9 protein-coding genes are annotated in these 12,176 nt (G+C 74.2%); 1 reads left to right on the forward strand and 8 read right to left on the reverse strand.

The genetic code is table 11. The features are described from left to right. Nucleotides 1-54: 54 nt before the first annotated feature. The 3 genes from DSM104299_RS16270 to DSM104299_RS16280 form a co-directional block, all read right to left on the reverse strand. Nucleotides 55-3,267, reverse strand: coding sequence for an AfsR/SARP family transcriptional regulator (locus tag DSM104299_RS16270; RefSeq protein ID WP_272472688.1), 3,213 nt, complete (start codon nucleotides 3,265-3,267; stop codon nucleotides 55-57). Nucleotides 3,268-3,340: 73 nt separating this feature from the next. Continuing rightward, on the reverse strand, nucleotides 3,341-3,760 hold the full coding sequence (locus DSM104299_RS16275) for a hypothetical protein (RefSeq protein WP_272472689.1): 420 nt from the start codon (nucleotides 3,758-3,760) through the stop codon (nucleotides 3,341-3,343). A gap of 11 nt (nucleotides 3,761-3,771) precedes the next feature. Then, entirely contained in the window at nucleotides 3,772-5,715 is a 1,944-nt protein-coding gene (locus DSM104299_RS16280; protein WP_272472690.1) for an HD domain-containing phosphohydrolase, read from the reverse strand. 172 nt (nucleotides 5,716-5,887) lie between these two features. Here DSM104299_RS16280 and DSM104299_RS16285 point away from each other — a divergent pair, with 172 nt between their 5' ends. Further along, a complete protein-coding gene (locus DSM104299_RS16285) occupies nucleotides 5,888-6,844 on the forward strand; it encodes an IS481 family transposase (protein ID WP_272472691.1) in 957 nt (318 codons plus the stop codon). On the opposite strand, the gene DSM104299_RS16290 is transcribed toward DSM104299_RS16285, so the two are convergent. From DSM104299_RS16290 to DSM104299_RS16310, 5 genes are read right to left on the reverse strand one after another with little or no spacing between them, the layout of a single operon-like run. Then, nucleotides 6,841-7,920, reverse strand: a complete 1,080-nt coding sequence (locus DSM104299_RS16290; protein ID WP_272472692.1) for a M24 family metallopeptidase — start codon at nucleotides 7,918-7,920, stop codon at nucleotides 6,841-6,843. The two genes, DSM104299_RS16285 and DSM104299_RS16290, sit on opposite strands and share 4 nt — an antisense overlap. A 5-nt stretch (nucleotides 7,921-7,925) precedes the next feature. Then, nucleotides 7,926-8,372, reverse strand: coding sequence for a type II 3-dehydroquinate dehydratase (locus DSM104299_RS16295; RefSeq protein ID WP_272472693.1), 447 nt, complete (start codon nucleotides 8,370-8,372; stop codon nucleotides 7,926-7,928). Then, nucleotides 8,369-9,928, reverse strand: coding sequence for a bifunctional shikimate kinase/3-dehydroquinate synthase (locus DSM104299_RS16300; RefSeq protein ID WP_272472694.1), 1,560 nt, complete (start codon nucleotides 9,926-9,928; stop codon nucleotides 8,369-8,371). The genes DSM104299_RS16295 and DSM104299_RS16300 overlap by 4 nt, the downstream gene beginning before the upstream one ends. Beyond that, nucleotides 9,916-11,082 (reverse strand): chorismate synthase, encoded by a 1,167-nt coding sequence (gene aroC, locus DSM104299_RS16305; RefSeq protein WP_272472695.1) that lies wholly within the window; start codon nucleotides 11,080-11,082, stop codon nucleotides 9,916-9,918. Before aroC ends, DSM104299_RS16300 begins: the two co-directional genes overlap by 13 nt. Nucleotides 11,083-11,095: 13 nt before the next feature. Further along, nucleotides 11,096-12,175 (reverse strand): hypothetical protein, encoded by a 1,080-nt coding sequence (locus tag DSM104299_RS16310; RefSeq protein WP_272472696.1) that lies wholly within the window; start codon nucleotides 12,173-12,175, stop codon nucleotides 11,096-11,098. Between the last annotated feature and the right edge of the window lies 1 nt (nucleotide 12,176).

Here is a 12,176-nt window from a genome sequence, read left to right on the forward strand (position 1 = left end):
GCGCCGTCGCTTGCCGCGCGCCGGCCAGCCCGCGCGAAAGCCCTGGAAATCTGACTAAACGGCCATGCCGGCGAGCACGCGTCGCTGGAGGCCCGTCGTGTCGGCGTCGGGCTCCAGGCCGGCGCCTTCGACGAGCAGCCGGCGGCACTCGAGGTACTGGCGCAGCGCGAGCGAGCGCCGGCCGGTCCGGGCGTGCGCGCAGATCAGCATGCGGTGCGCGCCCTCGTCGAGCGGGTCGAGCGCGACGAGCCGGCGGGCGACGGCGGCGACCGCGAGCTCGTCGCCGGCGGCGCGGTGCTCGTCGGCGAGGGCGACGAGCACGCGGTGCAGCAGCGCGGTCAGCTCCTCGCGCCAGGCCGCGGCCCAGTCGGCGTACTCCTCCTCGGGCAGCGGCATCCCGGTCCACAGCCCGACCGCGGCCTCCAGCGCGCCGCGGCGCGCCGGGCCGATCGTCGCCAGCGCGTCGGTCGCCACCGCCGCGAAGCGCTCGGCGTCGACGAGGTCGCGCTCGTCGAGCTCCAGCACGTAGGCGCGGTCGCCGGACCGGATCGCGGACGCCGCGACGCCCGGCGGGTCGACGACCTGCCGCGCGCGCGACACCGCGACCTGCAACGCGCTGCGCGCCTTGTCGGCGGGTCGGTCGGGCCACAGCGCCTCGAGGATCCGCTCCTCCGGGACCGGCGCGCCGCGGTGGACGAGCAGGAAGCGCACGAGCCGGACGACGGTCGGGCGGCCCCAGGTGCGCTCGTCGACCTCCCAGGCGCCGCGGCGCAGCCCGAAGCCGCCGAGCAGCGTGAACGTGCGCGCCGGCGGGCGGCGCCGGACGCCGGCGATCGCGGCGGTCGCGGCGGCGGCGACGGCCGGGTCGGCGTCGGCAGCCAGCGCCCTGGCGACCGCGGGCGCGTCGGGGTGGCCGGACCCGGCGATCGCGGGCGCGGCCGCGATCCGGACCGTCGCGGTCGGGTGCTCGGCGAGCGCCAGCAGCTCCGGGCCGTCGCCGAACGCGCGCTCGACGTAGCCGACGATCGGGCCGGCGGGCAGCTCGTCGGCGGCGAGCAGCTCCCACAGCAGCGCCCGCAGCCGCGGCCACTCGGCACGCACCAGATGCTCGGCGGCGGGACCCTCGACCAGGCCGAACGCGCCGCCGACGTCGGCGTGGGCGCCGGCGACGTCACCCTCCTGCTCGCGGATCCACGCGCGCTGGACCAGCAGGCGCGCCACGTGGTAGGTCGCGGCGCCGCGCCCGAGGGTCGACGCGATGCGCGCCAGCCCCTCCTCGATGACGGCCAGCGCGCGCTCGCGGTCGCCGATCTCGGCCAGCGCCGGCGCGAGCGAGCAGATCAGGAAGTCGCCGAACATGACCGGCATCCGCGGCGTGAGCGAGATCGCGAACTCGGCGGCGCCGCGCGCGGTCTCGACGTCGCCGCGGGCGGCGGCGGTCATCGCGACGGTCGCCGGCACCCACGCCATCGCCCACGTGTCCGGCGGCGCCGCCCCCGAGCCGGCGACCAGCGCGACGATCTCGTCGGCCTCGCGGTGGCGGCCGCCGAGCGCCAGCGTCCAGCTGCGCAGCACCGGCCCGAGCGTGCCGATGAACGGATGCGTGCCGGAGCGCCGGACCTCGGCGGTCAGGCGCTCGTTGAAGTCCAGCGTCTCCTCGACGCGCCCGACGTCCACGTGGGCGAACGCGGAGATCGCCAGGACGTAGAGGACCTGCTCCGGGCGGTCCATCACGTGCTCGACGCTCTGGAACTGCTGCAGCACCTCGTCGTGGCGGCCCTGCGGGAACCACAGGTAGGCGTCGGCGATCCGGGCGACCTGCGCGCCGGCCTCGCTGCCGGGCAGCGCGAGGATCGCCGCGCGCAGCACCTCGGACGCGGCCGCCTCGCCGCGCGCGGCGTGCAGGATCGCGGTCCACGCGGCGGCGAGCAGGCCCACCGGCCGGTCGCCGAGCACCGTCGTGTCCTCGTAGCGCGCGCCGACGCGCTCGACCTCGTCGAGGCGCCCGGACCAGTACGCGGCCTCCAGCAGCGCGGCGCTCGCGACGTCGGCGGCGTCCGGCAGCCCGGCGGCGATCAGGCCCTCGGCGGCCGCGAAGAGCACGTCGACCGCGTCGCCGAGGCGGCCTTCGGCGGTGAGCAGCAGGCCGTCGAGCATGCGCGCGCCCGGCGTCGCGCGCATGTCGGGCTCCAGCCGCGCGAGCCACGCGCGCAGCAGGTCGGGCGAGGCGCGCACCAGCGTCGGCGCGTCGGCGAGCATGAGCGCCAGCGCCGCGCCGCCGCGGCCCGCGTCGAGGTAGGCCTCGACCGCCTCGGCCGCGCGACCCTCGATCGCCAGCTGCGCGGCCGCGCGCTCCAGGAGCGCGGCGCGCTCGACGTCCGAGCGCTCGGTGCGCCAGCGGCTGAGCAGCGCCTCGCGCACGAGGGGATGCCAGGCGGTCGCGCGCGGCGTCCCGGCGACGGGGCGCATCGAGAGGCCCAGCCGCGCCGCGGCGTCCAGCGCTGCCTGCGAGACGTCCAGCGCGCCGAGGATCCCCGGGCACAGCTCGTCGACGACCGACGAGTCCAGGAGCGTGCGCCGCGTCGGCGCGTCGAGCGCGTCCAGGATCTCCTCGACGAGGAACTGCTCGATCGACGCGCTGTCCTGGCGATCGGCGCCGAGCGCCACGCCGAGCGGCCAGCCGAGCGTGCGCTGCATCGTCGCCTCGACCTCGGCGTCGCTCGGCGGCCGGCCCATCCGGGCCTCCATCACCGCGGCGCACTCGTCGGAGGCGAAGACGAGGTCGGCTTCCCCCAGCTCGGTCGCCCGCCCGGCGGCGGTGAGCTTGGCGAGCTTCAGCGGCGGCCGGCGGCGGGACGCGACGACGAGCCGCAGCGGCCCGCCGGCGCCTTCGAGCAGCGCGCCGAGCACGGCCATCGCGCCCGGCGCGTCGGCCAGCCGCTCGACGTCGTCCAGGACCAGGACGAGCGGCTCGACGAGCAGGCGTCCGAGGTCGTCGACGAGCGCGCTGGCGGCGATCGACGGGTTCACGACCTCCCCCGCCTCGCCGAGCTCGTCGAGCAGGACGTCGGCCGCGCCCGGCACGACCCGGCGCACGCCCTCCAGGATCGAGACGATCAGGCGCCCACCGTCGGCGTGGTGGTCGCGGCACGGATGCCAGACGACCAGTCCGCCGCGCGCCTCGACCGCCTGCTGCACGGCGAGCGTCTTGCCGTAGCCGGCCGGCGCGACGACGACGAGGCAGCCGTCGTCGAGGGCCCGCCCCATCCTGGCGGCCACCTGCGGTCGCGGGAGCTGCCCCGCTGCGAGCTTCGTCCCTGGGCCCACGAGGGCCGCCAGCCTAGTCGACGCGGACGATCGAGCCAATGGCCTCGGCGGCCAGGGCGTACTGCCGTGGCGTCAGGCGGATGTGGGACTGCTGGCTCATCGATCGCGGCGCGACGCCGACGGCCTCGACCGGCGGCGCGTTCTCCAGGTGCGGGACGACCAGCAGCGCCTCCAGCGCGACCTCGAAGGGCCAGCGCTCGTGCCCCGACGGCCGCGGCTCGCTCGTCACCTCGACGATCCCGAACACGCGCTTCCAGACCGAGGCGTACAACACGAGCCGGTCGCCCGGGACGATGCGCGGCCGCCGCGGGAAGCCGGTCCGCGTCAGCCGCGTGTGCCAGCGCTCGTCGGCCAGCCACGCCTCGGGCAGCGGGCCGCGGGCGTGGCCGACGGCCTTGAGCCAATAAGAGCGTCCCGGATCGTCGTGCGCCACGCGCCCGCAGGCTACGCGGCCCGCGGCAGCGCGTCGGTCGTCATCAGCTCGGCCAGCGCGGCGCGGAAGGCCGCGACCACGACCGGGTCGAACTGCGCGCCGGCGCAGCGCTCCAGCTCGGCCAGCGCGACGGCGCGCGGCACCGCCGCGCGGTAGGGCCGGTCGGCGACCATCGCGTCGAAGGAGTCGCAGACCGCGACGATGCGCGCGCCGAGCGGGATCGCCTGGCCGGCCAGCCCGTCGGGGTAGCCGCCGCCGTCGTGGCGCTCGTGCGACGCGCGGACCAGCGTGGCGACCTCGCGCAGCGCGGGCGCGGCGGCGACGATGCGCTCGCCGATGACGGTGTGGCGCCGCATGAAGACCCACTCCTCGTCGTCCAGCGGGCCGGGCTTGTCGAGGATCGCGTCGGGGATCGCGACCTTGCCGACGTCGTGCAGGTCGGCGGCGTGCCGCACCTGCTCGACCTCCGACGCCGACAACCCCAACTTGACCGCGACCGCGACCGCCAGGTCGGCGACCGTCGACAGGTGCTCGCCGAGGTCCGGGTTGCGCTCGGCCAAGGCCCTCAACAGCACGTCGCGCGACTGCGAGCCGGCCGACGGGCGGCCGCCGTGCTTCTGGGCGTACATCCGCTGGTCGGCCAGGCGCAGCGCCTCGGCCGGGTCGTCGACCTCGACGGGCGCGATCACGAAGCCGTGCGACGAGCCGATGTCGAAGCCCTCGCCGCGCTCGCGCAGCGCCGTCGCGGCGTGCGCGGCGACCAGCCGCGCGCGGGCCAGCCGCGGGCGCAGCAGCGCGCAGAACTCGTCGCCGCCCATCCGGTAGGCCTCGCCGTGGCCGGCGACGCGGCGCGCGAGGTTGCCGCCGAGGCGCACGAGCAGGTCGTCGCCGGCCGGATGGCCGTAGCAGTCGTTGTAGTGCTTGAAGCCGTCGAGGTCGAAGAGCACCAGGACGACGGGGTCGTCCTCGGTCGCGCGGGCCAGCATCCGCTCCAGGTCCTGCGTCAGCGCGCGGCGGTTGCCCAGGCCGGTCAGCGCGTCGGTCAAGGCCTCGCGGCGGGTCGCGGCCAACATGGAGGCGTTCTCGCGGAAGGCGATGAACAACCGGACGCCGACGGCGAACAGCGCGAGCCCGGCCAGCACGACCGCGACCGGCGTCACGGTGCCCAGGCCGGCGTAGACCAGGACGCCGAGCGCCATCGCGCCGAAGACGAGCGGCAGGATCGTCCCGCGCCGCCCGGCGCGGCCCGCGACCGCCACGGCGGCACGCGCCGGCACCGCCGCCGCGCACGCCAGCGCCAGGAACGCGAAGTCCCAGCCGGCGTCCCACGGGTCCGGGAAGCCGCCGCCGCCCTGGGCGACGGCGATCAGGTAGTGCGAGTCGGCCGCCCAGAACGACACGATGCCGACGCCGGCCAGCACCCACGTCCAGTCCAGGCGCCAGCCGCGCACGGCCATCGCGCCGACGACCAGCCCGAGCAGGATCAGGTCGCTGAGCGGGTAGGCGGCGTTGGTCGCCACCGACTTCCAGTCGCCGCCGATCAGGTCGACGATGCCCGGGACCACCAGCGCGGCGGCGACCGCCGCCGTGGCCAGCGACGCGGTGACGCCGTCGACCCACAGCCGCTTCGGCGCGCCCTGCATGCGCGCCCCGAGCACGCGCGCCAGGCCGGCGAAGGCCAGCAGCGGGAACGCGAGGTAGCCGAAGTCAGCGGCCGACGGGACCGGGATGTCGTCCTTGTCGGACAGCACGGCCGTCCAGTAGACGTCGCCCGCGGCCCAGCAGATGATGCCGACCGCGACCAGCAGCCACGCGACGCGGTCAGGACCGCTCTGGCGCCATGCGGCGAGCGCGCAGAGCAGGCCGGCGCCGAAGTCCACGACGAGGTGGCTCGGACGGCCGAAGAGGATGCCGGTCAGCGGGAAGACGCCGGTGAGCTCGTTGAGCTCGAACACCGCCAGCCAGCAACACAACGCGATCAGCGCGAAGGTGCGTGCGGCAGGGAGTGGAAGACGATCCTCCACACCCTTGTTCTCGGCCGCTAGCTGTAGTTCCTGAGGACGTTGTTCATCCGGGTCTCCTTGGAGGCTGGTGGTTGTCGAGGCCCCAGTCCCAAGGAGACACCGGATGAAGTTGCACGCTAACGCCAGGCTCAGTCCGAACGGCCGTCGGTTGCTCATCGACCGTCTGGAGACCGATGGTTGGGATATTCGTGATGCCGCAGAGGCGGCCGGAATCAGCGTTCGGACTGCTCGCAAATGGCTGGCGCGGTGGCGAGCCGAGGGCGAGGTCGGGCTGGTCGATCGGTCCTCGGCACCCAAGATGGTGGCCAACAAGACCGACGAGACACGGATCGCGTGCATCGCGGCGCTGCGCCGGTTGCGGATGACCGGGCCCGAGATCGCCGAGACCCTCGGGATGGCGCTCTCGACCGTCTCGGGGATCCTGAAGTCCATCGACATGGGCAAGCTCGGCCGGCTGGGCTTAGAGCCCGCGCGGCGCTACGAACGGGCTCGACCGGGCGAGCTGATCCACATTGACATCAAGAAGCTGGGACGGATCGTTCGCGCCGGGCACCGGATCACTGGGGTCGCGGGCAAGCGCCAGGCCGGCTATCACCGCAAGAAGTTCAGTGCCGGCTGGGAGTTCTGTCACGTCGCGATCGACGACGCCACCAGGCTGGCCTATGTCGAGGTCTTGGCCGACGAGAAGGCCGCGACCGCGGTCGGGTTCTTGCGCCGCGCCAAGGCGTTCTTTGAGAGCTACGGCATGACGGTCGAGTCGGTCATGACCGACAACGGCGGCGCCTACCGCTCCACCATCCACGCCCTGGCCTGCAAGGCACTCGGGCTAAAGCACCTCCGGACCAGGGCCTATCGGCCTCAGACCAACGGCAAAGCCGAGCGCTTCATCCGCACGATGCTCGGCGGCTGGGCCTACGGCGCGATCTACACCAACTCCTCAGACCGCGCCGCAGCCCTTGACGGCTGGCTGTTCACCTACAACCATCGCCGACGACACGCAGGCATCAACCGCCAGACACCTATCCAACGGCTGAACAACCTGCTCGGGACTTACAGCTAGCCGATGATCTGGAGGTCCTTCGAGAGACCCGTCAGGACCTCCGGCTCGCCGTCGGTGACGATCGCCAGGTCCTCGATCCGCACGCCGACCGCGCCGGGCACGTACACGCCCGGCTCGACGGTGACGACCTGCCCGGGGGCGAGCGTCGAATCCGAGCGCTGCGAGAGCCGCGGGCCCTCGTGGACCTCGGCGCCGACGCCGTGGCCGAGGCCGTGGCCGAAGTGCTCGCCGTGGCCGGCGGCGGTGATGATGTCGCGCGCCACCGCGTCGACCTCGCGCCCGCCGGCGCCGGCCTTGACGGCCGCCAGCGACGCGAGCTGCGCCGCGAGGACCAGGTCGTAGATCTCGCGGTCGCGCGGGTCCAGCTCGCCCGTCGCGTAGGTGCGGGTGCAGTCGCTCGCGTAGCCGTCGAGCTGCGCGCCCCAGTCGATCGTGACGAGCGTGCCCTTCGGGATCTCGACGGCGCGCGGCTCGGCGTGCGGCAGCGCGCTGTGCTGCCCGGAGGCGATGATCGGCGGGAACGACGCGGCCTCCGCCCCGGCCTTGCGCATCGTCATCTCGAGGTCGAGCGCGACGTCGCGCTCGGTCCGCCCCGCCAGGCCGCGGCCGAGCACCTCGGTCAGCGCCGCGTCGGCGAGCTGGGCGGCGGCGCGGATCTTGTCCAGCTCGCCCGCGTCCTTGATCGCGCGCAGGTCCTCGACGACGCCGGCGGCCGCGACGAGCTCGACGCCCTCGACGAGCTTGGACGTCAGCGAGGCGTGGTCCTTGACCGACATCGACGCGTCGTCGAAGCCGAGCCTGACGACCTTGCCGTCGGCCGGCCCGACGCGCGCCGCGGACGCCGCCAGGATCTCCGGCGCGATCTCCTTGGCCCAGCCGTCGTCGAGCTGCTCGGCCGACTGCGTCAGGTAGCGGAAGTCGGTGAGGAACAGCCGCTGCCCCGCCGGACCCACGAGCGCGAGCCCGTTGGACCCGCTGAAGCCGGTCAGCCAGCGCACGTTGACGAGGTTGGTCACCAGCAGCCCGTCGAGCCCGCGGTCGGCGAGCTTGGCGGCGAGGCGGTCGGCACGGTCCATCGAAGTCACAGGTCCAGCTCCTCTTTGATGCGGGTCAAGGCGGTGCGGTAGCCCTCGACGCCGTGGCCCTTGACGGTCGCCACGCAGATGTCGCGGATCACGGACACGCGCCGGAACTCCTCCCGCGCGTCGACGTCGGACAGGTGCACCTCGATCGCGGGCAGCGCCGCGATCTCCAGCGCGTCGCGGATCGCCCACGCGTAGTGCGTCCACGCGCCGGGGTTGATGACGATCGCGTCGGCCAGGCCCTCCACGCGGTGCAGGTGCTCGACGAGCATCCCCTCGTGGTTGGTCTGGAAGAACCGCGGCTCGAGGTCGAGCTCGTGGGCGTAGCCGGCGATCTGCTGCTCGAGCTGGTCGAAGGTCAGCGAGCCGTAGATCTCGGCGGGCCGACGGCCCAGCATGTCGAGGTTGACGCCGTGGACGATGTCGACGCGGTTGCGAGAGCTCACGGGACCGTCAACTCTCGCACGGCGAGCGCGACGTCGTCGTCGGCGACGTCCTGGCCGTGGACGACGTCGCCGGGCGCGCGGACGAGCACGAACGGGGTCCGCGCCGTCGCCGTGCGCTTCTTGTCCAGGCGCGTGCCGGCGACGATCGCGGCCGGATCGACATCATGGCCTTGCAGCGTCGTCGGCAGGCCGGCGGCGCCGAGCAGCTGCTCGACCTGGCCGCGCAGGTCCGACAGGCCCGACAGGCGCAGAGCCGCGAGCAGCCCGAGCCCGACCGCCTCGCCGTGGCGCAGCGTGCCGTAGCCGAGCGACGTCTCCAGCGCGTGGCCGACGGTGTGGCCGAGGTTCAGGACCTGGCGGCGTCCGCCGTCGCGCTCGTCGGCCGCGACGACGCCGAGCTTGGTGCGCGCGCACTCCAGGATGACGTCGTCGTCGACCGGGCCGCCCGCGGCGATCCGCTCCCACAGCGGTCCGCCCGCGATCAGCGCGGTCTTGACGACCTCCGCGTAGCCGGCCGCGTGCTCCTCGGGCGGCAGCGTGGCCAAGGTGGTGGTGTCGACCAGGACGGCCGCCGGCTGGTGGTAGGCGCCGACGTAGTTCTTGGCCTCGGGCAGGTCGACGCCGGTCTTGCCGCCGTAGGCCGAGTCGACCTGGGAGACCACGGTCGTCGGCGCCTGCACGATCGGGATCCCGCGCTGGAACGTCGCGGCGCAGAACCCCGCGAGGTCCCCCACCACGCCGCCGCCGAGCGCGATCAGGTGATCGGCGCGGGTGACGCCCTGGGCGACCAGCGCCGTCCAGACGCGCTCGCAGGTCGCCAGCGTCTTGTGCTCTTCGCCCGGCGGGATCTCGACCATCCCGGACAGGCCGGCCGCGGCGAGGCCGTCGAGCTGGTGCTCGGCGACGGCGCTGTCGGTCAGGCAGAAGCCGCGCCCGCCCAGGCCCGGCAGGCCGGCGAGCCCGGCGCCGGCCAGCGCCAGAACGCCGCGGCCGACGAAGACGGGGTACTCGCCCGAGGCCGCGCTGGCCCAGATCAGCCGCGTGCCGTCCGGCGCGGCGGCCAGCGCGCGCAGCGCGGCGTCGGCGCGGACGATGACGCCGACGTCGGCCTGCGGCAGGTGCGCGTCGGCGAGCGAGGCGTACACCTCGCCACGCTCGGCGTGTAGCGCGGCGAACGCGGCGCGGTCGCGCGCCAGCGGCCGGTCGTGGCCCGCGGCGCGGGCCCAGGCGACGTCGAGCGGGACGTCGAGCAGGATCGTCGTGTGGCGGCTCAGCGCGGCCTGCACGCGGCCCGACAGCACCGCGCCGCCGCCGAGCGACACCACCATGTCGGTGTCGCGCGGCGCGTCGAGCAGGTCGAGGACGACCTCCTCCTCGACCGCGCGGAACGCCGCCTCGCCGTCGCGCTCGAACACCGCGGCGATCGGCTCGCCGAAGCGGGCGACGAGCAGCTCGTCGGTGTCGACGTGGTCGACCCCGCGCGCACCGGCCAGCTCACGGGCGAGGGTGGTCTTCCCCGCGCCCATGAAGCCGATGACGACGGTCAGCCGCGCCACGCGATCCGTTCGGTGTACCGCTCGACGGCCTCGCGGACGTCGTCGATGTGGTCGCCGCCGAACTTGCGCCGGTAGGCGTCGGCCATCACGTAGGCCAGCATCGCCTCGCCGACGACGCCGGCCGCGGGCACGACGCAGGAGTCGGTGCGCTCGCGCAGCGCCTGCGCAGGCTCGTGGGAGGCGATGTCGACCGACCGCAGCGGCTTGGTCAGCGTCGGGATCGGCTTCATCGCGACGCGCGCGACCAGCGGCAGGCCGGTCGTCATGCCGCCCTCCAGGCCGCCGGCGTGGTTGGTCTCGCGGTAGTAGCCGCGCTGCTCGTCCCAGAAGATCTCGTCGTGCGACTTGGAGCCGGGCGCGCCCGGCAGGTCGAAGCCGTCGCCGAACGCGACGCCCTTGGCGGCCTGGATCGAGCACAGCGCACCGCCGACTCGCCCGTCCAGGCGCTCCTCCCAGGAGACGTGCGAGCCGAGGCCGGGCACGAGGCCGAAGGCGATGACCTCGAAGACGCCGCCGATCGACTCGTTGGCCTTGCGCTGGATGTTGATGTGCTCGACCATCGCCTTGGACGCGACGGGGTCCAGGCAGCGGACCTTGTCCTCGTCGACGCCCGCGAAGTCCGCGACGGTCAGCGCGGTCTCGCGCCGCTCGGCGTGCACGTCGCCGATCTGGACGACGTGGCTGCGGACCTCGACGCCGACCGCGGCCAGGAAGGCCTTGCACAGCGCCCCGCCGGCGACGCGCGCCGCCGTCTCGCGGGCGCTGGCGCGCTCCAGCACGTTGCGGACGTCGGAGAAGCGGTACTTCTGGACGCCGACGAGGTCGGCGTGGCCGGGCCGCGGCAGATGGACCTCGGGCACGTCGGCCTCGACGGGCCACGGGTTCATCCGCTCCTCCCAGTTCGCGTAGTCGCGATTGGGGACCTGCAGCGCGATCGGGCCGCCGAGCGTGCGACCGTGCCGGACGCCCGCCGTGACGTTGGCATGGTCCTTCTCGATCTTCATGCGCCCGCCACGGCCATGGCCCAGCTGCCGCCGGGCCATGTCGCGATCGATCGACTCCTGCTCGAGGGCGAGCCCCGCGGGAAGCCCCTCGACGATGGTCGTGAGGCCCGGTCCGTGGGACTCCCCTGCCGTGATCAAGTTCAGCGCCATGCGGCGCCGAAGTCTATGAGCCCGGGACGGTGAGGACGGTCGAGGTGTTGCCCACGGCCTGGCCGGCGGCGCTCTGGGCGACCGTCGAGGGCACGTTGGCGACGTCGGGGCTGGTCGCCGGGTCCTTGCGGATCAGCAGGCCGAGGCCCTTGTCGTAGTTCCAGGCCGACAGCGCGTCGGGGTCGTTGGCGACGAGCTCGCGGATGACCTCGCGGCCGGCCTTGGACTCGCGGGCGTGCGCCTTGGCGGCGACCGCCTTGGACGACGCCTTGGCCCTGCCGATGCGCTTCAGCTCCAGCTGGTACTGCACGACGCCGCCGGTGCCGCTCGACATGTCGAAGAACTCGAGGTCGCCCGGCTTGAGCGTGATCTGCTCGCAGTCGGCGGCCGACGGCTGGCACTTGCCGTCGCCGGTCGGGACGACGTCGCCGTTGATCAGGAACGTCGCGGACTTCTGGTCCTCGCTGACGCCCAGGAACACGAAGAACGGGTTGTCGGACGACGGCAGCGGCGTGAGGCGCGCGACATTGAGGTACTGCTTCTCGGCACCGGACTCGCCGAACTTCACGTCGACGCGGTAGGTGTCTTCGCTCTGCGGCTTCTTGGTGGTGTCGGTCGACCCGCTGGGCGTCGTGGTCGTCGGCGTCGTGGTCGTCGGCGCCGACGGCGTCGCGCCGCCGGTCGACGGGCCGTCCGTGGAGGAGGACGACGAAGACGAAGACGTCTTTGACGCGCCGCCGCCGAACGCTTCGGACAGCGCACCGGCCGTGCTCTTGACGGCCTCCTTGATCTGCGCGTCGCTCAGGCGCGGCTGGTGGTGCTGGACGAACGGGTCGCGGACCTTCCCGGCCCGGGTGACCTTGCCGGCCGCCTGCTCTTCGAGGCTGACCACCTGGGCGCGCGCGGCGTCGCGGTGGTTGGCCAGGCCGTTGGCGGCGGAGGCGTCGGCGACCGCTGTCGGCGTGCTCGTGCCGGCGTCCGAGGAGCCGCCGAGGACGATCGGCACCGCGACGAGGGCGGCGACGAGCGCGACGGCCACCGGCCAGAGGCGCTTCTCGACGAGGTCGTGCAGGACGTTGCGCAGGAAGGTCATG

This window comes from Baekduia alba, from assembly GCF_028416635.1.
In the GTDB taxonomy this organism is placed as follows: domain Bacteria; phylum Actinomycetota; class Thermoleophilia; order Solirubrobacterales; family Solirubrobacteraceae; genus Baekduia; species Baekduia alba.